Annotated in this window: 16 protein-coding genes; 6 read left to right on the top strand and 10 right to left on the bottom strand. The window is 51.6% G+C overall.

Features of this window, described 5'->3' with window-relative positions; all coding sequences use genetic code 11:
- Window position 1 precedes the first annotated feature (1 nt).
- The 4 genes from aceE to ACGHZ6_RS05750 all read right to left on the bottom strand — a co-directional run bounded on the left by aceE (window position 2) and on the right by ACGHZ6_RS05750 (window position 7,382).
- A complete protein-coding gene (gene aceE, locus ACGHZ6_RS05765) occupies window positions 2-2,656 on the bottom strand; it encodes a pyruvate dehydrogenase (acetyl-transferring), homodimeric type (RefSeq protein WP_390617863.1) in 2,655 nt (884 codons plus the stop codon).
- Window positions 2,657-3,072: 416 nt separating this feature from the next.
- Complete coding sequence (locus tag ACGHZ6_RS05760) at window positions 3,073-6,003, bottom strand: insulinase family protein (RefSeq protein WP_390617862.1); 2,931 nt, start codon at window positions 6,001-6,003, stop codon at window positions 3,073-3,075.
- 58 nt (window positions 6,004-6,061) lie between these two features.
- Window positions 6,062-7,129, bottom strand: coding sequence for an AI-2E family transporter (locus tag ACGHZ6_RS05755; protein WP_390617861.1), 1,068 nt, complete (start codon window positions 7,127-7,129; stop codon window positions 6,062-6,064).
- 19 nt (window positions 7,130-7,148) lie between these two features.
- Window positions 7,149-7,382, bottom strand: a complete 234-nt coding sequence (locus tag ACGHZ6_RS05750) for a sulfurtransferase TusA family protein (RefSeq protein WP_390617860.1) — start codon at window positions 7,380-7,382, stop codon at window positions 7,149-7,151.
- A gap of 128 nt (window positions 7,383-7,510) precedes the next feature.
- On the opposite strand from ACGHZ6_RS05750, the gene ACGHZ6_RS05745 reads away from it, so the two are divergent.
- Window positions 7,511-8,992 (top strand): M48 family metalloprotease, encoded by a 1,482-nt coding sequence (locus ACGHZ6_RS05745; protein WP_390617859.1) that lies wholly within the window; start codon window positions 7,511-7,513, stop codon window positions 8,990-8,992.
- A gap of 87 nt (window positions 8,993-9,079) precedes the next feature.
- Window positions 9,080-9,751: a hypothetical protein gene (locus ACGHZ6_RS05740; protein WP_390617858.1), complete on the top strand. Its 672-nt coding sequence runs from the start codon at window positions 9,080-9,082 to the stop codon at window positions 9,749-9,751.
- A 26-nt stretch (window positions 9,752-9,777) separates the two neighbouring features.
- Here the strand turns inward: ACGHZ6_RS05740 and ACGHZ6_RS05735 are convergent, their stop codons facing one another.
- From ACGHZ6_RS05735 to ACGHZ6_RS05725, 3 genes are all read right to left on the bottom strand, one after another.
- Entirely contained in the window at window positions 9,778-13,122 is a 3,345-nt protein-coding gene (locus tag ACGHZ6_RS05735) for an EAL domain-containing protein (RefSeq protein ID WP_390617857.1), read from the bottom strand.
- 208 nt (window positions 13,123-13,330) lie between these two features.
- Window positions 13,331-13,555, bottom strand: coding sequence for a SlyX family protein (locus ACGHZ6_RS05730; RefSeq protein ID WP_390617856.1), 225 nt, complete (start codon window positions 13,553-13,555; stop codon window positions 13,331-13,333).
- A 3-nt stretch (window positions 13,556-13,558) separates the two neighbouring features.
- Window positions 13,559-14,704: a serine hydrolase domain-containing protein gene (locus ACGHZ6_RS05725; protein WP_390617855.1), complete on the bottom strand. Its 1,146-nt coding sequence runs from the start codon at window positions 14,702-14,704 to the stop codon at window positions 13,559-13,561.
- 245 nt (window positions 14,705-14,949) lie between these two features.
- On the opposite strand from ACGHZ6_RS05725, the gene ACGHZ6_RS05720 reads away from it, so the two are divergent.
- From ACGHZ6_RS05720 to ACGHZ6_RS05705, 4 genes are all read left to right on the top strand, one after another.
- Window positions 14,950-16,053, top strand: a complete 1,104-nt coding sequence (locus ACGHZ6_RS05720) for a Leu/Phe/Val dehydrogenase (RefSeq protein WP_390617854.1) — start codon at window positions 14,950-14,952, stop codon at window positions 16,051-16,053.
- A complete protein-coding gene (gene pdhA / locus ACGHZ6_RS05715; RefSeq protein WP_390617853.1) occupies window positions 16,022-17,113 on the top strand; it encodes a pyruvate dehydrogenase (acetyl-transferring) E1 component subunit alpha in 1,092 nt (363 codons plus the stop codon). The genes ACGHZ6_RS05720 and pdhA overlap by 32 nt, the downstream gene beginning before the upstream one ends.
- A complete protein-coding gene (locus tag ACGHZ6_RS05710) occupies window positions 17,106-18,089 on the top strand; it encodes an alpha-ketoacid dehydrogenase subunit beta (RefSeq protein ID WP_390617852.1) in 984 nt (327 codons plus the stop codon). The genes pdhA and ACGHZ6_RS05710 overlap by 8 nt, the downstream gene beginning before the upstream one ends.
- Window positions 18,090-18,154: 65 nt before the next feature.
- Complete coding sequence (locus ACGHZ6_RS05705) at window positions 18,155-19,303, top strand: dihydrolipoamide acetyltransferase family protein (RefSeq protein WP_390617851.1); 1,149 nt, start codon at window positions 18,155-18,157, stop codon at window positions 19,301-19,303.
- 5 nt (window positions 19,304-19,308) lie between these two features.
- On the opposite strand, the gene msrB is transcribed toward ACGHZ6_RS05705, so the two are convergent.
- The 3 genes from msrB to ACGHZ6_RS05690 all read right to left on the bottom strand — a co-directional run bounded on the left by msrB (window position 19,309) and on the right by ACGHZ6_RS05690 (window position 24,860).
- The gene (gene msrB / locus ACGHZ6_RS05700; RefSeq protein ID WP_390617850.1) at window positions 19,309-19,842 is read right to left on the bottom strand and encodes a peptide-methionine (R)-S-oxide reductase MsrB; all 534 of its coding nucleotides are present in this window, start codon (window positions 19,840-19,842) and stop codon (window positions 19,309-19,311) included.
- A gap of 70 nt (window positions 19,843-19,912) precedes the next feature.
- Window positions 19,913-20,749 carry a carbon-nitrogen hydrolase family protein gene (locus tag ACGHZ6_RS05695; RefSeq protein WP_390617849.1) on the bottom strand — a complete coding sequence of 279 codons (837 nt, stop codon included), beginning with the start codon at window positions 20,747-20,749 and terminating at the stop codon, window positions 19,913-19,915.
- Window positions 20,742-24,860, bottom strand: a complete 4,119-nt coding sequence (locus ACGHZ6_RS05690) for a YhdP family protein (protein ID WP_390617848.1) — start codon at window positions 24,858-24,860, stop codon at window positions 20,742-20,744. The genes ACGHZ6_RS05695 and ACGHZ6_RS05690 overlap by 8 nt, the downstream gene beginning before the upstream one ends.
- Window positions 24,861-25,045: the final 185 nt, after the last annotated feature.

The raw sequence follows: 25,045 nt of genomic DNA, 5'->3' as shown, positions 1-25,045 counted from the left end.
CCTAACATCCCATTGGGTCAGCTTTATTGGCGCTGATTCCGAATTTTTGCATGGCCTGAGTAACCACCGATGCTTCGATAGTGCCCTCATCGGCCAGCGCTTTAAGAGAGGCAACTACAACAAAGGCGGCATCCACTTCGAAGAAGCGACGCAGCTGTTTGCGTGTATCACTGCGACCAAAGCCATCTGTTCCCAGGGCTGTAAAGGAGCCTGGGATAAAGGCACGCAACTGCTCCAAATGCGCCTTCATATAATCACTGGCGCCAATCACTGGACCCTGCTGGTTTTCCAGCTGTTGCGTGACATAGGCTTTTTGCGGTGCTGCTTCCGGGTTGAGTAAGTTGTGGCGTGCAGCGCGCTGACCATCGCGGGTCAATTCGTTAACACTGGTCAGGCTCCAGACATCGGATTCAACCCCGTAGTCCTTTCGCAGAATCTCAGCGGCTTTTTCCACTTCACGCAAAATAGAGCCAGAACCCATTAACTGCACGCGCTTGTCGGCTTTATCAGCCCCAGCTTGCAGCTTATACATACCTTTAATAATGCCCTCTTCGGCGCCTACTGGCATATCCGGGTGGGCGTAGTTTTCGTTCATGGTGGTGATGTAGTAAAAGCAGTTTTCCTTTGCCTCACCAAACATGCGCTCGATACCATCCTGAATAATCACCGCTAACTCATAACCATAGGTAGGGTCGTAGGTGCGACAGTTAGGAATGGTGTTGGCCATAATATGGCTGTGACCATCCTGGTGCTGCAGCCCCTCACCATTGAGGGTCGTGCGCCCGGCGGTTGCCCCCACCAGGAAACCACGCGCCTGGATATCACCGGCCAACCAGGCCAGGTCACCAATACGCTGGAAACCAAACATGGAGTAATAAATGTAGAAAGGAATGACCGGGCAATCGCTGTTGCTGTAGGCGGTAGCCGCAGCAATCCAGCCAGACATGGCTCCAGCTTCGTTAATGCCCTCTTCGAGGATCTGACCGGTTTTACTTTCTTTGTACCACATGATCTGATCGCGATCGTGTGGCGTGTATTTTTGACCCGCTGAAGAATAAATGCCGAGCTGGCGGAACATACCTTCCATACCAAAGGTACGCGCTTCGTCCGGTACAATCGGCACAATGCGCTTACCGATTTCTTTATCTTTTGCCAGGGAAGACAACTGACGCACAAATGCCATGGTGGTAGAGATTTCTCTCTCACCGGTGGACTTCAGTTGGTTTTTAAAAATATCCAGGCTCGGCACTGGCAGAGCTTCGAAATCTGGCTGACGTGATGGCAGTGGGCCATTCAGCGCTTCGCGACGCTTGCGCATATACACCATTTCCGGGCTGTCTGGCGCCGGACGGTAGTAAGGCACGTTTTTCAGTTCATCATCGGAGATGGGAATGCCGAAGCGATCGCGGAAACGTTTCAGGCTTTCGATATCGAGCTTTTTCACCGAGTGGGTTTCGTTCTGCGCTTCGGCAGATTCACCCATACCGTAACCTTTTACGGTTTGCGCCAGAATCACAGTGGGCTGGCCTTTATGAGCCACCGCATCGGCGTAGGCGGCGTAGACTTTAAAAGGATCGTGACCACCGCGGTTGAGGTACATCAGATCTTCATCACTCAGATCTTTTACCAGCTCCAGCAACTCAGGATATTTACCAAAGAAGTGCTCGCGGGTGTAGGCGCCACCGTTGGCTTTATAGTTCTGCAATTCACCGTCACAGACTTCGTCCATGCGTTTTTGCAGCAAGCCGGTTTCGTCTTTTTCCAGTAGAGCATCCCAGTGGCGGCCCCAGACAACCTTAATCACATTCCAGCCGGCACCGCGGAAGACCCCTTCCAGCTCCTGAATAATTTTGCCGTTACCACGCACCGGACCATCGAGACGCTGCAGGTTACAGTTAACCACAAAGATCAGGTTTTCCAGCTTTTCGCGACCGGCCAGTGAAATGGCGCCTAAGGATTCCGGCTCATCACACTCACCGTCACCGAGGAAGGCCCAGACTTTACGATCGCCCCGCGGCTGCAACTCACGGGCTGACAGGTAGCGCATCACGTGCGCCTGATAAATCGCCTGAATCGGGCCCAAGCCCATGGAAACGGTTGGGAACTGCCAGTAGTCCGGCATCAACCAGGGGTGCGGATAAGATGACAGGCCATCGCCATCCACTTCGCGACGGAAGTTATCCAGCTGCTCTTCGTTTAAGCGCCCTTCCAAATAAGAGCGCGCATACATACCGGGAGAAGAATGGCCCTGGAAGTAAATCAGATCACCGGGTTGTTCGCCTTCGTTACCGCGGAAGAAGTAGTTAAAGCCAATATCGTACAGGGTTGCCGCGGAGGCGAAACTGGAGATATGGCCACCCAGCCCCTCATCGTTATCGTTGGCCCGCATTACCATGGCCAGTGCATTCCAGCGAATCAAGGAGCGAATACGACGCTCCATAAACAAATCACCCGGCATACGCTTTTCTGCAGTGGCCGGGATGGTGTTGCGGTATGGGGTGGTGATTGCCGCCGGCATTTCGACGCCGGAATCTGTAGCACGATCAGACAGCTGCTTTAACAGGTAAGCGGCTCGGTCCTTGCCCCCGTGACGGATGACGGCATGCAGTGCATCCAGCCATTCCTGCGTCTCCAGGGCATCAATATCTTCTTGCATTCATATATCCTCGAATATCTCACAATCGCGCCTAAAAGCAGCATGTTCGCGCCCCCAATGGGCAACTTCCACAACGATTAATCAAATCTATCGGCGCTTTAAGTATAGATCTAAAGAGCTTATTACCAGTTATAAGTCTTATTTTTGTAGAATAATTACATAATAGAGCGATTTTTTCTAGCATGCTGGGGATGATTTTTACGTAAAACTACAAAAACCTTGAATTCCAACAAGATAGAAGGCATTAAAATGTAGTTTTATTACAAATAAACAAGTGTTTTAATCGAAATTGACAATTTTTCTGCGTCAAAAGACCTGCCACCCCGAGGTTTCGGAGCGGCAATCAGAAGCATAGATCGTAAAAAAGGGGCGAAATGCTTTTAAATGGGGCAGCTGGCTACCCCGAAGAGCAAGCCCTAAGGGAATGGGTAATGGGGCTTGGACGTCTTAAAGGTCTGAATATCTTCAACCGTGGCAGAGACTTCTTCGGCGGACTGGCTGGAAGCGGTTAACCACATCTGCCGTGACCGGGTTCCAACCATCGACGTGAAATAGTCTTGCAGAGACAACAGCGTCACCGCTTCAACCTGCTTGGCCAGGCGTTCTTTGCGATCAAAGCTCGACACCTCATGGATAATATTGCTCCAGTAGTGTTCCGATTGCTCTACCAGGTTTTTAGGTGCCTCTAGCAAATTACTGATAACCGCCTGCTTGTTTTGCGCCAGTGATTTCTCGTCGAATACCTGATTGGCAAGAAAGCCGCTAATCTCCTGCTGCAAATCCGCCACCGATGCGGTTGGCGACTGCACGACAAGAACCGAGCCAGCGACTTTTTTGATTGGCATACCGGTAGCGAAAACAATGTAACCCAATTGTTTTTGTGTTCGTAATTCGTGGAAGAACGGTGAGCGCAGCAGCTGGCGTACCACCAACATATGTGCCTTATCCTGCGCGGTGGTTGTGCCGCCCTGTAAATAAAGGCCAACCATGGAGTCAGGGTGATCAACCGTTAAATGCCAATGGGGAATCGTATCTTCATTGCCCACCAGTTTTACCACTCCGGCTTCGACCGCTTTTAACTCATCCCCTTTGCGGTACAGACGCGACTTAATCACCGCAGCGAGTTTCAGCGCTTCCTGACGGTAAAGGTTACCGTGCATTAAAATCTGTTGCTCAACATCGTCGTAGAAAGTGGCGGCAAAGGCTTTTACCTCAGCCAGGGTGACTGACTGCAGAACCTTTTGCTTTTCAGTATCTGTCCACAGCGGGCTATAGAGAACGACCGGCAAATCCCCCAGTGACTGCATATAGGGTGATTGCTTGCTACTGTTTTGCATATCGCGCAACAATTCATCCTTGATATTTTTGAAGCGGCCACGATCAAAACGGGTATCACCCAGTGCTTCGGAGATACGGCTCAATAATAATCCCTGGCGATCGTTGTAGCCGGAAATATACATGTCGAGCCCGCGGCTGTTAGACGACAGGGAGAAGCGCAACCCGGCCAGACTGGCGGGGTAGGAAAATTCATTCAGCGCATCTTTCACCATAGCGACATAGAGTTCACTCAATACCGCCTGCTTAATATCGCGGCCCATTTGTGGCGACTTTAAGCGTACATAAATCTGCGAGCGCGGAATCTTGTAGGTGTTGTCCTGTTTAAACCACACTTTTTGAACATCATCATCTTTAATCAGCTGCGGTATCTGGCTGATCCCCTGGCCCATGGCCGGCGGTCTTTTCACCACCAGGTGACGGGGAATAAAACCGTTAGGGTCAGGCAGCGCCAATTGTTCGGTCATCTGTTTGGGCAAGGACACCCGCTCATCCCGTAAACCTTCAACCCGGTAAGGGGTCTGGTACATGGGTGAAATCCGGTTGGTTTCTACAGACTTGGCGGTAACCACCCACACCGCATTGTCCGGGCGCAGGTAATTGAGGTAACGGGATATCAAACGTTCATCATAATCGGCAAACAGGTAACCGCCCTGCAGTACATCTTCCGGCGCATAACGCTGCAGGCTGCTGGCCAAACTGCTAACGGTGTGGATCGGCTCGCCTTTTTCGGCAAAGCGGAAATCAATATTGCCCAGCTGTTGTTGCTCTTTATAGCGCCACTCGTTAATGCCTTCGCGCTTCAAGATGCGGATCATCTTGTACACCACAGCCACCACCTTGTGGTGCTGCTTAAGACCGTCTTCGGTTAATTGAATAGAGATATTAAAGGTGCCCTGATTACGGCCCCCCAAACCACCGCCCGCACTTAAACCTTCAGCCCAGCCCTGCGCTTTAAGTACCGACAGAATACTACCTTCGCCCTCGTGACCTAACAGGTTACCCAAATATTGCAGCGGCTTTTGGCGGTAATAGCGTGTCGAAGAAGGAATGGGGAACATCAACGTCAGGGTGCGAATATCTTTTTCCGGTTCGATATAGACACGGGCGGGCAGAAAATCGCGACTAAACAGATCCTGCCCTTTGGATAACTCAGCCGCATCGCGTCGCTCAACCAAACCAAAGCGATCAACCACCATGGCCTGCAACTCAGCAAGGCTTTCACGGCCCAATACCACCAATGTCATACGATCAGCAGTGTAATAACGCTGATAAAAATCGAGCAGTGCTTCACGCACAGGAGCCCCAGGGCGGTCCGCCAGGGTATCCAGGTTACCAACACTGAACTTCGAAGACGGGTGCCAGGTACTGATCAGCTGGCGCAGTACATCGTACTGACGACGAAAATCATTTTTGATTTTGGCCTTGTACTCTGAGTGAACCGCTTTGCGCTCGCGATCAACATACTCAGCGGTGAACAAAGGCGCGGTAAAAAACTGGCTAAAGCGATCCAGGGCCTGATCCAGGTGATCGGCATTAATATCGAAAAAGTAGTTGGTATGCTCTTGGGAGGTATAGGCATTGTGACTGCCGCCGTGCTCACTGATAAAGGTCTGGTATTCGCCAGCCTCCGGGTAACGCTCTGTACCCAGGAACAACATATGTTCGAGAAAATGCGCTAAACCCGCACGGTCTTTAGGGTCATCTCCACTGCCAACCTCAACATCCAACGCGGCCGCCGCCTTATCGGTAGTGGGGTCTGATACCAGCAGTACACGCAGTTGATTGGGCAACTCCAGGAACTGGTACTGACGGGTGTCATTGGGGCTTTGAACGATGTTCTGGGTAGAAGCTGCGACAGGGTCACTAGCGTCTTGCGCACTAGCCTGCCCCCAAAACGCCAGGGAGATCACTAAACACAATGCCCGTAGCAGCACGGGGTAGGCCTTTGTCTCTGTGTGTTCGCTGTATGCAGCTGTGTTAGATAAAGACCAGTGTGCTTTCGACATCATTCCCGACATATCCGTTTATTCAGATCAATCCACAATCGACGCTAGACTATAACAGACCCTAGGCGGATTCCAATTGCTCTTCGCTGGTGGGCCAGGCAGACAAAATTGCCTTGATCAGGGTTGCCAGTGGAATCGCAAAAAATACCCCCCACAGCCCCCACAGGCCGCCAAAGACCAGTACCGCCATAATAATGGCTACAGGATGCAGGTTTACGGCTTCGGAAAACAACAGCGGTACCAGTACATTGCCATCCAGGGTCTGGATAATTAGATAGACAATCATCAGGTACATAAATTCAGTGCCCAGTCCCCACTGGAACATACCGATCAGTGCAACCGGCAGGGTAACCACCACCGCGCCGATATACGGGATCACCACCGACAAGCCTACCGCCAATGCCAGCAACAGCGCGTAATTCAAGCCCAGCCATATAAAGGCCACAAAGGACACTGCGCCTACCACAAGGATCTCGATCACCTTGCCACGCACATAGTTGGCAACCTGCAGGTTCATCTCGGTCCAAATCGTCTGCATGGTGGGTCGATCGTGAGGCAGAAAGCTGCCAATCCAGCTGAGAATGGTGTCGCTGTCCTTGAGGAAGAAAAATACCAGAATCGGCACAATCACCGCGTAGATCAGCACACCAAACAGTACCGGCAAGTTGGCTAGCGAAAAGGACACGACCACCTGCCCAAGGCCACCCAGTTCGCTACCGGCTGCGGTTATCAGGCTGTCGATCTGCTCTTCTTTGATTAAGGCGGGGTATTTCTCCGGCAACAGCAACAGCAGCTCTTTCCACTCGGTGAGCATGCGGGGCAATTCGGACAAGAGGTTAACTGACTGCTGCCACAAGGCCGGCAGCATCAACAAGAAACTCGCCGCCAACACCCCTAGCAACACCAGAGTTGCCAAAACAACCGCCACGATATGGGGAACACCCCACTCCTGCAGCCGGCCAACCAGCCCCTGCATCAGGAAGGCAATAATCACCGCCGCGATCACCGGAGCCAGAATTGCCCCCATGGTGAGGATTACCACAAAGCTGACCACCAACAGTAGTGCCAGCAGCACGGTTTCTTCTTCGCCGAAATAACGATCAATCCACGATCGCAGAATATTTAACATATGTCCTTACAGCCCCAGATTAAGATTTTTGCAGAATATAGATATAACGCTCTGCGGTTTCTTCAAAACTGACCAGCTTGTGGCCACTGAGTTCAGCAAAACTGTGGAAATCCCGCACAGATCCAGCATCTGTGGCGATTACTTTGATACATTCACCAGAATTAACCTTGTTTAAACCCTGCTTGGCTTTTAACAAAGGCAACGGGCAACTCAGCCCGGATGCATCGATTTCTGCTATACATTCAACTGACATCTAATAGACCTTACTTTCACACTGTATCTGCGTTAGAGTGAACTTAGTATGAACATAGCGTTCAATATGATCGTATTCCTGCAGCAGGCCGATATTAAGTGCATCTAACGAAAAGCAGAAAGCTTAGCATGTCTCTTCCTTCGCTCCGACAACTGAGTCGCAAACTTTTACAAACAACCCTACTTGCGACCACCCTGGGGGGAGCATTGATCGTAGGTATCGACAACCACGCTCTTGCCGCCAGCAACCTCAACCTGCCAGAACTGGGCGATGCCAGCTCCGGAATTGTGTCGAGACAAAAAGAATTCGAGCTGGGCCAAACCTGGCTGAGATTGTACCGCAGCCAAGTACCAACGTCCTCAGATCCCCTGCTGCACGACTATGTCGAACAATTATTAACCCAACTGGCCCGCCACAGTGAACTCAAAGACCGCACCCTGGAACTGATTGTGGTGAAAAACCCCTCCATGAACGCCTTTGCCGTGCCCGGTGGCGTGGTAGGTGTACATACAGGGTTGTTCCTGTTTGCTCAAAATGAAGATCAGCTGTCTTCAGTACTGGCTCACGAATTAGCTCACTTAAGTCAACGCCACTTTGCCCGTGGGGTGGAACAGCGCCAAAAAGCCAGTATTCCTACCATGGCAGCCATGCTGGCCAGCCTGGTACTGGCCGCCACTGCCGGAGGCGATGCCGGTCTGGCCGCCATGACAGCCACCCAGGCTGCCGCACTGGACTCTCAGCTGCGCTTTAGCCGCCAAAACGAGCAGGAAGCCGACCGTATCGGCATGAAAACCATGGTCAGCGCCGGTAAAGACCCCAATGCGGTGCCTGAAATGTTCGAGAGTATGCTGCGCTCAACCCGCTACAGCCGTCGACCGCCGGAATTTCTGTTAACTCACCCGGTGACCGAAAGCCGGATTGCCGACTCGCGCAACCGTGCCAGCCAATACCCGGCTCGACAGTATCCGGATAACCTGGACTTTCACCTGATGCGTGCCCGTATCCGCCTGAAACACGAAAATACCCCGCAGGATGGGGTGAAGCGTTTTGTCAGCGAGCTGGAAGGCGAGTCATCTTCACCGGAAGCCAGCCGTTACGGCCTGGTACTGGCCCTGACCGCAACCAACCAGACTGACCGTGCCCGTGAAGCCTTTGCCCCGCTAAAAGAAAAGTCGCCGGATAAAACCGCCTATATCCTGGCCGAGGTGGACATCGAGGTCGCTGATGATAATTTGGGTAAAGCACTTAATCTTCTGGAAGGCAGCCTGAAACAATGGCCGCAAAGCCATCCGCTCAATGTGCGCTACGCCGAAGTTTTAATGAAGTCCGGTGAATACGCCCTGTGCGAAGAGGTATTGCAAGAACACGTAAAACGGCGTCCAAAAGACGATTACGTATGGTATTTGCTGGCCGAGGTTCACGGTTTGGCAGGCAATATTCTCGGTGTGCACCAGGCCCGCGCCGAGTACTTTATTCTTAACGGTGTCTACGATAAAGCCCAACAGCAGCTGCGCAACGCGTTGAAACTCTCCCAGGGTAACTACCATCAAACCGCCCTGCTGGAAGAACGCTTAAAGCAGGTCACTCATATGCAGAGGAAAAAGATGTAAATCCCCTCGACCTTCCTGTATAAATAATACCCAGGCTCACGAGGATGTTGAGCCAAAATGGATGTTATACAAAGATACAGGGAGGCCATGATGGCTCTACAACGCATTTCCTATCAGGACGCCCGTCCGCAAATGAAACCCGGTGATGTGATCGCCTTTGCTGGGCGCAGCTCACTGTCCAAAATCATTCGCATGGTGACCATGTCGAATATCACCCATGTCGGTACTATCCTGAAATCCCAGGTTGGCCCTATGGAACTGAACCAGATTGTCGAATCCACCGAGGTTAACGGTTTTTGCGGCGTGAATATTTCACGCTTCAGTGATCGCCTCGATGCCTACGACGGTGAAGTGTTCTGGTTACCGGTACGCAAAGACCTGCCTTTCGACGCAGACAAGTTTTTCACATTCCTGTTTGATAAAGCCGAGAAAAAACACAAGTGGGATGCCCTGCAGGCCCTGAAATCCGGCTTTGATTTTCTCGATGATATTCCCGGCTTCGATATCTTCACCAAGAACAAAGAAGATATGAGCAAAATTTATTGCTCGGAGTTGGTGGCCGCTGGGTTTGAAGCCGCAGGCAGTATCCCCAATATCAACTGCTCAGAGGTCACCCCCATCGAGCTGTGTCGCTGGAATATTTTTGAAGACAACTATTACGTACTCAATGAAAGTGTTGCCGACGGCACACCGGATGAAGACCTGACTATCAGCCGCTTTAATTCCGCAGCACCCGATGCCTGGGGCTGCAAACTATAAAACCAGCCAGATGCGTTTTCTGCGTATCAAGCCTGCCCTGCTTTGGGGCTGGTTTGATACCAGAGACCATCAACTAACCAGGCATCAATCTCCTCAACCGGCATAGGCTTGCCCATCAGATAACCCTGCGCCTTATCGCAACCCAGCGCCTGTAGACACTGCAGATGCGCTTCGGTTTCTACCCCTTCGGCAATCACATTTAACCCCAAATTGTGGGCCAGGTTAATGGTGGAGTTAACGATGATTTCATCCTGCTTGTCTTCCAGCATATGGATGATAAACGAGTAATCAATTTTTAACTGCCGTACCGGCAAGCGCTTTAAGTACGCCAGCGATGAATAACCGGTACCAAAGTCATCGATGGCAAGCTCCACGCCCAGATCATGGATTTTTTCCAGCGCTGCCATGGCCAGCTCGGGGTTAACCATAATGCTGCTTTCGGTAATTTCCAGCTCCAGCAACTGCGGCGGCAAATCGTACTGCTGTAACAGTTCATAGACGTGGTCCGGCAGGGTTTCATCGAGCAGGTTTCGCGCCGAGAGGTTCACCGCCACGGTGAAGTCATAACCCTGCTCGCGCCATTGCCGGGCCTGTTTAATACTCTGCTCCAATACCCACAGGGTCATGGGGTGAATCAGGTTTGTCATTTCTGCCAGAGGTACAAACTCCCCCGGCGGTACAAAACCCAGCTCCGGGTGCTGCCAGCGCAAGAGCGCTTCAAAACCATAGGTGTGGCGGCCATTGATATCAATTTTGGGTTGGAAATAGACCTGCAACTGGTCTTCGCGAATCGCCCGCCCCAGATCATTTAACAGCGCCAGACGTTTGGGGGAGTGCATATCGTCTTCGGGCCGATAAACCGACACGCCCTGCATCTCAGACTTGGCGTGGTACATCGCCACATCGGCATAACGCATCAGGGTGCTAACATCATCACCCTGGTCAGGGCACAAGGCTATGCCAATACTGGCACTGATTTCTGTCTGAAAACCGTCCAGATCAAAGGTTTGGCAAACCGCGTCCAGTAACCGATGGGCCACCACCACAGCCTGCTGGTTGTTACGCACGCGCGGTAACATTACCGCAAACTCATCGCCCCCCAGACGAGCCAGAATGTTATCAACATCGCCCAGCTCAGCCTCGATACGCGGCCCCAATTGGCGCAGCAATTTATCACCTGCATGGTGACCCAAGGTATCGTTAATTTCCTTAAAACGGTCCAGGTCAATAATCATTAAGGCCACTACCTGATCGCGGTGGCGCGTTTCCAGCGTGCGTTTTAATTCACGGTAAAGACGATTGCGGTTGGGGAGCTGAGTTAAAGAATCGTGGTTAGCCTGGTACTCCAACTGATCCATATAGCGTTGGCGCTCAGTGACATCGCGAGAATTGCCCCAGACACGGGTTAAATAGCCGTCTTCTACAATGCCGATGGCGCTGATCTGCATAAAGCCTTCTTCTTGTTTCGATCGGCTCCTGACCAGCTGTTTATCTTCAAGCCGATAACCCTGCTTAACGAAATCATCCAGATCCAGCATATAATCCCGGGAGCCGGACGCGCTCAGCGGTAAGCCCAATAAGTCCTTGGGCGATTTGGCTTTAAATAAATCCGCCATGGCCTGATTACATTCAGCCAGAAAGGCCCCTTGGCCTATAGCCTCGACTTGCTCGCTCAGAGATAAGCGGATGTCTACAGGTGGTTTTATGTCGTAACGAAATACCGCCTCGGAGCTACTGGCAATAAAGGTACGGTAGCGGGATTCACTTTCCTCCAGTGCCTGCTCTTTTAATACCTGGGTGGTGATATCGTTCATCACCATCATCACCCCGGTGATTTCCCCGGACGAATTGCGGGTGGGAATCTTATCGACCTGATACCAGAAACTGCGGCCGTTTTTGACATACTCCTCGCGGCTGTTAAAGAGTGGCTGACCGGTACGGATCACCTGCATAATTTCACGCTGGCGCTCGGCACCGAGTTCGTCATGGGGCATGACTTCGAGAAAGTTACGACCAACAACCTCCTCTAAAGAAAATACTTTTTGTGCCTGGCGGTTACCTGTAATCACCAGCCCCCAGCGATCGAGATACCAAATAACCGAACGCATGGAATCCAGCAGCAACTGCTGATCTGAGCGATGCTCTTCCAATGCACTCTCAAAGCGACGCTGACGCGTCACATCGGTCATCACATTACCCACCGCAACCACGCTGCCATCTTCATCCATAACGGGAAAACGCATACTGACAAAGTGCCACTGCTCGCCCGAAGCCATGGTAAAGGTTTCTTCGTAGGGAAATGCGCCCTTGCGCTTTATGGCAACACTGTCACGTTCGCGTATTCTCGCCGCGGTGTCGGTATCGAATAACTCCTCGTCGGTACAATCAACAATGGAATCAACACCACTTTCAAACAAACGCAGATATTCCTGGTTAGCGACCAGATAACGTCCCTGCATATCCTTAATGGTGATGGCCGAATTGGCATTTTCAATCACACTGGCCAGCAGGCGATCCTGACTCGAAAGCGACTTAAGCGTATTCGGCTGGTGCGGACAATCCGTATATTGCAGCAGCACGTACTGACACTCACCCTCCTGATTCTTAACAGGCGTGATCCGTAAACGCAGCGACACATGTCGGGGCAATTCCGACCAGTGAATGAAATAGTTAATGTCGACTTCCAACGGCTCAGCCAATAGAAACGCTGAGCGCAACTGATCATACTCCGGCATATCCTTTAACGTCGGATCAGCTAAAAAGTTATACCGACTGGTTTGCACGGGAAAACGGCCAATATCGAACAAGGTCGCCCATAAGCTGTTGCAACGCAGTAGATTGCCCTGGGAGTCTGCTATACAGGTAGGCGTCGTCTGCTGCTTGAACAACGTCTCAAACAGTAACTCCGCACGGTGAACATTGGATAACCCCACCTGGGGTTGCGAGATAAATATACCCGCCAGGGTTGGCTGGGGCATATCCTCTTGAACAAAGGACATTCCCCACAGCAGCATAGTTTTTGGCTGACCATTAATATTGATACGGACTTCACAGGTAAACGGTCGCTTATCTCTTAGGCTCGCGCCCACCGCCGATAACAACAGCTCGCCATCGCCAGATGACATCAAGACCAACAACTGTTGCAGTTGTGAAATTTTCTGGTGCAGGAGATGTTGGGCACTGCGGTTTATATGCCAGTGATTATCGGACAGGCGCCACAACCAACAGGGAACACGGGTTTGATTGAGCAAGCTAAATAGCTGCTCAGCTCCAGCATGACCTGAAATCGCATGCTCCCCAAAAACCTCTCCCTGCAAGGCCCCCAGTGATTGTAAATTGGTATTCCCTTTCGGCGATGTACTATCGGACATAGCTTCCCCTGACAAACTCAGCCACAGTCACCGCTACCACACGGGAGGGCATATAACCCTAAGCCTAGACGATAAATGTCTCTTTAGTTCGAAAAATGATGAAATGGGGAGGAGGCGGGATTTAGAGTATTGAGGGATATTCTAGATGGTTCCCCGCTTTCGCGGGGATGACGAGGTTTACAGTGATGATTTAACTGACTGTATAAGTTTAATAATGCGGTGGCCTCTCATTGGCAGGCGCCTTACCCGCCCCCTGCTCCAGACTGTACTCCATATCCGAAAGTTTTTCGGCCAGATGTCGCACTTGCTCCTGCAACTGCATAATGGTTCTATCCTGCTCGCTGATCACCTGGTTAAGTGATTGCAGGGTGTCCTCCTGGAAGGATAAACGAGTCTCCAGTTCAACGACTCGCTCTTCAATATCATGACTCATTAACTACTTCTCCAGGCACTGATAGACGGCATTCTGCAACTGCTCGGCGCGATAGTCCACCAAAATACTCTGCCCCAGAGTACGGGTGACATAACCAAAACCCAGCCCCTGGTCAGCATCGGCAAAGCCGAAGCTACCTCCGGCGCCTGGATGGCCACAGCGTCGGCCGCCTTCGGGTAACATCATAAAGCCCAGGCTAAAGCCGAGGTCCTGCGCCAGCAATTTATCTTTGGCGCGCGTTTGCTCCTGCCAGCAGCTCTCGGCACCTTGAGGTAACAGACGACTGCCTTGGCGATTAGCCAGATCCCCGTAAAACAATGCCAGGGCGTCTGCCGTACCGTGGCCATTGGCCGCAGGAATTTGCGCCTGACGCCAGGCAGGAGAGTTGGTACCAAACAGCAAACTCGGGGGATTACTAAACGCCTGATTGATCACGCCACGGGGATCTGCATGCATCAGGTTTACCAGGCTGCCGTTATTAGTCTGTGTTGGTTTCACCGCAGAGGGCACCACATCGGCCAAGGCATCCAGACGTTCACTGGCCACCCCAAATTCACAGCGCATACCCAGTGGCTCGGCTATGGTCTGCTGGAATACCTGGTTAAAGCTATCGGCACCGGTCACACGTTTTACCAACTCCCCCAACAACCAGCCATACACCATGGGGGAATAACCCTGCTCGGTATCGGGCTGCCACCAGGGAGTCTCAGCTTCCAGGTAACCTATCATCCTGGCCCAGTCGTAGATATCTTCATCCTGCAAGCGCGGATGAAAAGCGTTGATACCAGAGCGATGGCACAGTACCTGACGGGTGGTAATGCTATCTTTGCCCTGCTGGCCAAATTCAGGCCAGTAGTGTGCAATCGGCAGATCAAGATCCAGCTTACCGGCAGCGGCCAATTGCAATACGGTAACGGCGACAAGGGGCTTGCCCGCCGAAAAGATGTTGACTTGAGTGTCCTGCTGCCAGGGTAACGTTTGCGCTTTATCACGACTGCCAGCCCACAAATGGACGAGTATCTCGCCATCGCGAACAACACAAACTGACGCTCCTAAATCACCATATTTTTCGAAGTTTTCGACAAAGGCCGTCCTAACAGTTTCAAATTCTGAAGGACAAACACCCTTCACTTCGACCAATTCACCCATATTTATCCCATAGCCAATGCTCTTGATTACCTGCCTATTATATAACGTCTTTATCTAAAACCTTCAGCCTATAACCGTTGTCTACTTCTATACTTACTACAGAACCTGTCATTCCTGCCTAATATTGACAGGCTCTTACCGAAACCAGAGACAAGCAATCCTTGTGGTAGGCCGCTGTCTTACGCAGCACATCAAAAGTGTGACTCGCGGTGATTCAGGGCCTGTGTGGAAACGGGAGTATGACCATGTTCGACCTCATGCAACAGGTACGCCTGTGCGACCTGCATTTTAAGCACGACCCTCACACTGGCCTGAAAGCCATTATCGCCATTCACAGCACCAAACACGGGCCTGCACTCGGCGGTTGCCGATTTATCGAATACCCCAATACTGATCAGGCCGTAAAAGATGCCGCACTGCTGGCCAAAGGCATGAGCTACAAAGCCGCCCTGGCTGATATTCCGCAGGGTGGCGGTAAAGCCGTGATTATGAAACCCAAAAACCTCAAGGACAGACGCGCCCTGTTTGAAGCCTTTGGTGATTTTATTGAAGAGTTGGGCGGCCGCTACCTGACCGCAGTCGACAGCGGTACTACTTCCGACGATATGGATATCATTGCCGGCCGTACCCGTTTTGTCACCAGCACCACCCTGTCGGGCAATCCATCTCCCTATACCGCTCAAGGCGTTGTCGCCGGTATAAAAAGTGCGGTCAAACACCGACTACAACGCACCGATATGCAGGACATCCACGTTGCCATTCAGGGCCTCGGCAGTGTCGGCCAATCCGTTGCCGAACACCTGGCCAAAGCCGGTGCTCGCTTAAGTGTGACCGACATTGACGCAGAAAAAGTCGAAGCCGTTTGTGATCAATTTAAAGCCACCCCGATTGCCCCGGAAGACTTTTTCAGTCTCGATTGTGACGTACTCACACCTTGTGCGCTGGGCAATGTGGTCAATGCCAGCACCATCAGTCAGTTTAACTGCAAAGTGATTGCTGGCTCTGCCAACAACCAATTAAGTGATGAGCGTTGGGGCCATGCGTTACACGAACGCAATATTCTCTATGCCCCGGACTTTGCCATCAATGCTGGCGGTTTAATCTTCGCCTCCATGCATCACCGCCATATGGACGACAGCGCCATTGCCAAACAGGTAGATCATATTGGTGTCACCCTGTCGGATATCTTTACTCAATCCGAACACAGCCAGCAGGCCACCAATGTGATTGCCAACAAGCTTGCCGAAGCCAAACTCTATATTCGCGGTAACCAGGCATCGCCTCATTCACAACATCAATGGCCACAGGAGAAAGGACATGCAGTTTCAAACCCACACGCCGTCCACTGATCTTGAAAGCCACCAGTTTTTACTGGTAGACGGCAAAGCCAGCGGTCAATGGCCACAGTGGGCCCAAGATGGCGACCGCCTGATTGAAAGTTACAAAAGTATGGTGTTAACCCGCGTGTTTGATACCAAGTGCATCGCGCTGCAACGCACCGGTAAAATGGGCACCTATCCATCCTGCCTGGGGCAGGAAGCCATTGGTGTTGGACTGGCCCAGGCCATGCGCAAAGAAGATGTGTTTATTCCCTACTACCGTGATCAGGCCGCACAACTGGTACGCGGCGTGACTATGGTGGATATTCTGCGCTACTGGGGCGGCGATGAACGCGGCAGCGACTACGCAAACTGCCGCGAAGATTTACCCAACTGCGTGCCTATCGCCACCCAGTGCGGCCATGCCGCCGGGATTGCCAGTGCCTTCAAAATTCGTAAACAGCCTCGCGTAGCCGTCTGCACCCTGGGTGATGGTGCCACCTCAAAAGGCGATTTTCTCGAAGCACTCAACCTGGCCGGACTGTGGAAACTGCCACTGGTATTTATTATTAACAACAATCAATGGGCCATCTCCACTCCCCGTCATTTACAGTCCGGATTAGCTGATCTTGCCGATAAGGGGCAAGCCGCTGCCGTACCCGGCGAGAAAATCGACGGCAATGATTTGATAGCCGTTTACGACAGTGTCTCACGTGCCGTAGAACGGGCACGTGCAGGTAAAGGCCCATCACTGATTGAAGCGGTGAGTTATCGACTCAGCGATCACACCACCGCCGACGATGCCAGCCGTTACCGCAGTGCCGAAGAAGTCAATCGCGCCTGGCAGCAAGAGCCCATTAAACGCCTGCAACAATACTTAAATCGCGCCGATCTTTGGCACGAAGATGACGAAGTGGCATTGCAACAGCAGTGCCAGCAAATGGTTGAGGCCGCCGTGGAAACCTATTTAAAAACCCCACCACAACCGCCTGAAGCCATGTTCGATTATTTGTATGCCGAACTGCCCAAGCCCTATCAGGCGCAATACGAGCAGGTAAAACAAAAAGCACAGGGAGGTCAGTATGAGTAATGAAGCGACCTTGTTGGATGCAGTGAATATGGCGCTTGCCTATGAAATGCAGCACGACGAAAACGTGGTACTGCTGGGCGAAGACATTGGCGCAAACGGCGGTGTGTTTCGCGCAACCGCAGGCCTACAGGAAACCTATGGCCACACCCGCGTGATTGATACACCACTGGCCGAAACCCTAATTGCCGGCGTGACTATCGGTATGGCTACCCAGGGTTTAAAACCCGTTGCCGAAATCCAGTTTATGGGTTTTATCTACGCCATCTTTGAACAACTGGTCAGCCAGGCAGCGCGTATGCGCAACCGCACTCGCGGGCGCTTAACCTGCCCCCTGGTGATTCGCGCCCCCTTTGGTGGCGGTATTCACGCACCGGAACATCACTCGGAAAGTACCGAAGCCATGTTGGCCCATATCCCGGGAATTCGCGTGGTAATTCCCAGCTCGCCCAAACGCGCCTACGGTTTATTGCTTGCAGCCATGCGCGATCCCGATCCAGTAGTGTTTTTAGAGCCCAAACGGATTTACCGTGCCGTAAAACACCCACTGGACAATAACGGTGAAGCCCTGCCGCTGGACACCTGCTTTACCCTGCGCGAAGGCAGAGATATTACCTTGGTTAGCTGGGGCGCCAGCATCAGCGAAACACTGCAAGCCGCCGAACAATTAAGCACTGAAGGCATCGAAGCCGAAGTGATCGATGTCGCCACGATCAAGCCACTGGATATGGACACCATCAAAGCCTCTGTCGGTAAAACCGGACGCTGTGTGATTGTGCATGAAGCCGCGCGCAGCTTTGGTGCCGGTGCAGAAATCTCTGCCAACCTGGCTGAATGCTCACTGTTGGATTTAAAAGCGCCGGTCGTACGCGTCACTGGCTATGACACCATTATGCCGCTATTCCAAAACGAGCATTATTACTTGCCACAAACTGAAGACATTATTCGCAGTGTGCAACACGTCATGAACTTCGGTTAGTCAGACCCCATCCATCTACAACGTACCACGTAGGGTCTAATCCCGGAGATAACTAAGGATCCGTTATGCGATTTTTTAAATTGCCCGATTTGGGTGAGGGACTTCAGGAAGCCGAAATTGTTGAATGGCATATAAACCCCGGCGATACCGTAAAAGTCGACCAGTTATTGGTCTCGGTGGAAACCGCCAAAGCCATTGTCGAAGTCCCTTCTCCACAGGCCGGTACCATTAGCCATTGCTTTGGTGATGTTGGCGACCTGATTCATATTGGTGAGCCGCTGGTGGAATTCGACAATGCCGAGAACGACGATAGTGGCACCGTAGTAGGCAAAATTGAAAGCGCCAAGGAAACCTCCAGCGCCGATGATTTTATTATTGGTGCAGCGCCGTCAAGCTTGCAATCCGCACAGCAATCTCATCCACAGGTCACACCGGCCATTCGCCAACTGGCCACACGTTTAGGGGTTAAACTCGACGGCATTCGCGGCACGGGCCAACAAGGTCAAATCACTGCTGCCGATATTGAAACAGCCCAGCAGCAAAATGATCGCTTAGGCCAAAGCGAACCCCTGCGAGGCACGCGCCGTACCATGGCCAAATCCATGACAATCGCCCATGAACAAGTTGCCGCCGTCACCCTCTGCGACGATGCGGATGTTGAACACTGGCCAGAAAAATCCGATATCACCATTCGGCTGTGTAAAGCCATTGCCCACGCCGCCCAAGCGGAGCCGGGGTTAAATGCCTGGTTCGACGGCCAACAACTCAGTCGCCGTCTGCTCGACCATGTCGACATAGGGATCGCCGTGGACACCCCGGATGGTTTGTTTGTTCCTGTTCTTCGCAATATCCATAAGCGCAATGACAGTGATTTACGCGAGGGCCTGGATCGTCTGCGCCAGGATGTTAAACAACGTACCATTCCACCCAAGGAAATGCAGGGTGCAACTATCACACTGTCCAATTTCGGCACACTGCACAAAGGCAGTAACAGCACGCCGGTAATGGCAGGCCGCTATGCCTCCCCCATGATTGTGCCACCCATGGTGGCTATTATTGGCGCTGGCGCTATACGAAAAGAAGCTGTCGTCGTGAATGATGAAATTTGTATTCACCGACGCTTGCCACTCTCTCTCAGCTTTGATCACCGCTGCATAACCGGTGGCGAAGCTGCTAGATTCCTGGCAGCCTTAATAGCCCATCTACAGGATTAAACTGATTACTTGGCGATTGACTCTTCTTCGTCCGGAATAAAAATCAGCGCATCGGAATTGATGCAATAGCGCAAACCCGTGGGTTTTGGACCATCCTCAAACACATGGCCTAAATGCTCACCACAGCTGGAGAGAATTTCTGTGCGGAACATGCCCCAGCTGAAGTCTTTCTCCAGATGAATATTGTTTTTATCAGCCACTTCCCAAAAGCTGGGCCAGCCGGTGCCGGATTTGAACTTGTGCTCTGAGCGAAATACCGGGATACGACAACCAGCAGTGACATAAGTACCTGGGCGTTTTTCATTGAGCAGGGAACCGGTAAAGGGTCGCTCAGTACCCGACTTCCACAAAATATCGTATTGTTCAGGCGTGAGGATTTTCTTCCAGGTCGACTTGGGAATAGTTTTAAGGTCTTGCTGTTGGGTAATCAGCTTCTTGGCTTCTTCCACCGACATGGCGTGCACTTCCTGCGACAGCGACATGGACACCGAAGCGGTAATCAAAGACAACAGCAGAATAATTAAAGGCCAGCGAGCCATAAGCGTTTCCCCAGTCGTAGACAGTTTGCTTTTGTTACTGGGTTAGAGGGTTGAGTGGGTGGAGAGTTCCCTACAATTTGCGGTGTGATTGCACCGGCATATCACGGCGAATTTTGTGAAGCTGATCAAAGTCCAGCTCAGCGCTAACGATACCTTCGCCCTGAGCAAGGGCCTTGAGCTTTTCGCCCCAAGGCGATATCACACAGGAATCCCCCCAGGTTTTACGCTTGGCAGAATGCTCTCCGCCCTGATTGGCGCCAATCACATAACACTGGTTTTCAATGGCACGCGAGCGCAACAACACCTCCCAGTGGGCCTGACCGGTTTGGTAGGTAAACGCTGCGGGGATCGCCAGAATCTCCGCGCCCTGATCCCGTAACTGACGAAAGAACTCAGGGAAGCGCAAGTCATAACACACGCCCACCCCCAGTTTTCCCCACGGGGTTTCCACTAACAGCGGTTTGTCGCCAGGGGAAAATTGATCCGATTCTCGGTACTGGCCCTGACCGTCGGCGACATCGACATCAAACAGATGCACCTTGTCGTAACGCCCAACTTCTTCGCCAGCAGCGTTATAGACATAGGTTGAGGTAAAGACCTTATCTTGCTCTGGCGGCTGCCCTCGGCTATCGGCTGCCGTCGTCGGCAGTGTGCCACCAACCAGCCATATCTGATGTTTGGCCGCCTGCTGCGCAAGAAACTGGCGAATAGGTCCTGCAGCCGTCGACTCCGCTTCACCCCGTTGACGTTGATTGCCGCCACCAAACACCGCAAAGGTTTCCGGTAAAACCAACAACCGGGCGCCTTCGGCAACAGCCTCATTGATTAGCCTTTCAGCCTGCAGAAGATTGGTTTGCAAGTCTCGACCGCTGACCATTTGCAGGGCTGCAACAGTACAACTATTCACTGTCTTCTACTTTTTCAGTGTCTTCGGAGGATGATTCTTCCGCAGGCGCATGCCGTGTAGCCATTTTATCTTCTGCAGTGGTGGCAGCACGCTCGGCGCCTTTACTGTCGAACAGGCGATTAAACTTAATGTTTGGATCAGCCCAGGAGCCGGTCATGCCGTAACTGACACTGGCCACTTTATCGACCTGGCTTTTAAAAATTTTACTGATGGCATAGACACCGGCGGCCGCAGGAAGTCCTCCGGCAAACGCAGCGATGACCGTCAGATTCCCTCCCACGGGCAACGTAGCCACCAGGGTGGTATCCAGCTCTTCGTTATTGATATCGATAGAACCGGCCATACTCAAACGTGCCGAAGGTGTTTTCACCACCATGGGATCAGTCAGCACAATAATGCCGTCATCAAATGTTAAACGCCCATCAATATGATCAAAGGCCGTGCCACTGCGGTAAGTATCGGAAAAATCGAGCTGCAAACGCCGGGCCCAACTGTCAAAGTTGAACAGCCCCATTAAGCGCAACAAAGCGCTGCTGCCAGCTCCGGCGGTTTTACTAAAGGAACCCTTATCAATATCCACCGTGAATGACCCCTGCAGTTTTTTAACGGCAATGGCCGCAGGTGAACCGGGCCATTCAATATCAAGATCGAATATTGCATTACGACTTTCCAAGGCACGGTTTGCCCCCCAGGACTCCATCACATCACCAAGGTTCTGAGCTTTTATACGCCCGGAAAAATAGGTGCGTGCGCCTTTTTCAGTCGTATGCCAGCGCAACGCTGCGCCCTGATTTTGCTCATCAATTTTCACCCCGGCTTTATCGGGTTTGTTGTCATCAACCGGGTAACCCGCAATTAACATGCCCCGCATCTGGCCAAGAATATCTTTGATATAGAGCTGATCCTGTGAAGGCCGCAATTTAAAAGACCAGGCCCCATAGTCCTCTCCACCAATATTCACCTTGCCCACACTGACATTTAGGGGAATCAGCTCTGCGGGATCTAGATCCTTAAACGGGTCTCCAGATAAATCCACTTCGGTTGTGACCTCCGCCTCATCCTCGGTGGAGGCCTGATTAGGATCGGCTTGTTTTTCAGCAAGGGTAAGATAGTCCAGATTCAGGGTTATCGGCGTATCGTCATCAAACACAATGACTTCACCTGCCAATACCTTATTGACCGGTTTAAATGACCAACCGTTTGCCAGTCGCTCACCGGTAACGGCAAGATCTTCTAAACGAAAATCACTGATATCCAGCTCTGAAATTTGTAAATCGAGCAACTGGGCCAACCCCACATCCGTTGGCGACTGACTGCCCCCCTGACCAGATGATTGGCTTGTAGCTTCAATTTCGTCGATATAATTATTGTAGCGAGCCAACACCGACTGCCATTCCAGCAATTGGATATTATCCGCCTGCCCTAGCACCCTCAGCGTAGGCGTTTTGGCTTCAGCGTTGGCCTCGGCATATTTATTGAAGGAGATTTCATCAAGCGGCTGATCCAAGACAACCTCACCATAGATCAGCTGGTTGCCACGCTGTTCAAAAAGCGCAGACACCTGGTCGTTATAATTCAGGCCATATTGGGTGCTGCCTTTAGCAATTGGAACATCGACCGTAAATTTACGGACGTCACCAGCAACCTTGCCGTAAGGTACAGGCAAATCGATAGCGACACCTTTTAAATCGGATACCACTGAAAGTTTAGCCTGATAGTCAGCGGTCCCTTTGGCAGGTAACTGCAAGTTCGCCTGGTAAGGTATCTTGCCTTGTGCAAATAATACTTCCGGGCGTTGAGTCCATTGAGCCAGGTGTTTTGGCTGAGCATTACCGGCAAACTTCACCTCGGTTGCCATGCCTCGTGTGGCACTTACGCTTGAAGCTATAGCAACACTGACGTTTTCACCCCACAGCGAAGCGGATAAATCTGAACTGTTTAGGCCCCGCTGAGTGTTGTAGTGAATTGCGCCCGCTACCTTGTCGACCTGCAGATTTAAATCTTCCATGCTCAGCTTCGATGAATCCAGATTAACAACAACATCCTGCCGCTCGCCAGGCTGGCCCGGCGTCAGAGGAATATCCAAATCTACCTGGGTCGACATAGCGCCACTTAGATGCCAACTGTCAAACTGATCTCCAATCACTTGCCGCAACGGCGTCTTGCGCAACAAATCCAAACCGTCTTCTGCAGGCCCCTGCAACTGCCCCTTCACATTAAGCAGGCTGCCTTTACCTTTGCTGTTAGGTGATAAGGCTACCGTTAAACCAGAAGAATTGCCCTCTAGCAAAGTTGCCTGGGTGGCGCTGACAACCACCTCCGTATCATCTTCGATTACACGAGCACTGACGTTTTTAACCGCCGGCCAATCGGGATGATATTGCAGATGGCCATTATCCACATCGACCAGCAACTGGATCGTGCCCCCTAAATCAAAGGCTTTACTTATGTAGCTGCGGTAAACAAAACCTGCCTGACTAACGGCGCCGTCTTTAATACTGCTGTCGAGCCATGAGCGGGTAGCCTCATCAACCACAAACGGGACGTATTTTTTATAAACAACCGCCGGCGCATCCTGCAAACCAATCTGCAAGGTCAATTCAGAGGGACGGCTGTCTTTAAACCAGGGTAAATCCAAATAGAAATAACCATCGGCTCGGCCCTGCTTATCCACCAGCTGCAAGCGGCCGCTGTTGACGGCAATTTGGTTATTGTCTTTATCCAGATGCCAGGCCACCTGCCCCTTGGCAGATTCATAGGCCATGGGCTCGTGGTAAATCATCGGGTAGTGCATGCTAAAGCCCTGCTGACTATCCAGATCTACCCAACCACCACGACTGTCAGCTTGCACAAAACCGCTAACCTCGGTCAACGCTGGGGCCCCATTCCACGCCCCCACAAAAACATTATTTAATTGCGCCTGTAATTCAAATCCAGCGGGGTTTGCCAGTGGAATATCAACGCGTGCATTTTCAATACGACCACGAGGATTTAAATCATCAAACAGGGATTTCAATTTTCCCTGTAGCAGTTGCTGCTGCTCAACAAACCGGTACCACACCGCAAGATCTATCTCTGCCGCCTTCACCGATACGGTTTCACCCTGATTACGGCTTTCAAGCTGCACATCCAGCGCTGGAAGATTTTCGCCCTGCCACTCCAGGCTGAGATCATTTAAAGCCAACAACCAGTCAGTCTGAAAATCTGACTCACCTTTAATGACTGCCGTTACATGATTTTGTTGACCGTTTTCATCGGTAGTATCAATTCGCGCCTGGCCGTTAAGCTGAACCTCACGGGGCTGATCCATGCTTAACCACAGTGACAGATTTACCACGCCGTTATTGATTAACGGTTTGTCAGCCAAAGCCTCAGAAAAAAATGCAGAACTACTCAGCGGGAAATTGGTGAACTGAATATGGCCATTAAACAGATAGGAATCTAGATCCGATGAATCACCATAGCCTTCGGTGACCACTTTAAATGCTTCTTGCTGCTCTGGCAGGTCGATGTCGGCAACCAGGCGGTGAAAATCGCCACTGTTTTCTAGCAACATTTCCGTTAAGCGTAACTCACGCTGGCGTCCACTGGAGAAATTAAACTTCAGGTTGATATCCTTAAACTCGACGTAACGGCCGCGATTAAACGCTTCCATTAAGCCGCCGGCTTCTTCGCCGGTTCCCTGTGCCTTGCCAGGCTCGGTTGATAAGCCGGTGAGCGTCCAGGCGCCATCCTGCTTTTGTTGCAGCGCGGCTTTGACACCGGAGAAGTAGACTTTGCGCCACGTCAGGCTCTGATCCAGTAATGTTCCCAGCACATCCAACTGCAACAGGGCGCTATCAACCCGTAGCACTTCTTGTCCACTTTCTGTGCTGATAACCAAATTATTAACGGATAACTTCGGCGCCAGCCCTTCCCAAACACCTTGAATCTCATCAATGCTGACAGGTAGACCAATATTGGTACTGAACTCCTCGGCAAGCTGCTGACGATACTCCCCCACCATGGGCAAAAACTCACGCCCCAACTGTACCAACAATGCCGTCAGCACCAATAACAGGGCAAACAGCCCCCAAAGTTTTTTAGCCAGCCAACGGCTGTGATCAATCATGCAGGCAACTCATCAGAAAATGCAGCGTAAATACAACATTGGAAAGACACATCAGACAGTCCATTATCGTAGCGCGTTAAACTTAACCTTCTATTAATCGCACATAGCGATATAGATAGTATTAGGCCGTTAGTCACAGGTAGTTAACAGGGGAAGCTGAGAGCATCTAATAACAGGCTTGGTAA

The organism is Maricurvus nonylphenolicus (assembly GCF_042854845.1).
GTDB classification, from domain to species: domain Bacteria; phylum Pseudomonadota; class Gammaproteobacteria; order Pseudomonadales; family Cellvibrionaceae; genus Maricurvus; species Maricurvus nonylphenolicus.
This window is presented reverse-complemented; position numbering and strand designations above follow the sequence as displayed.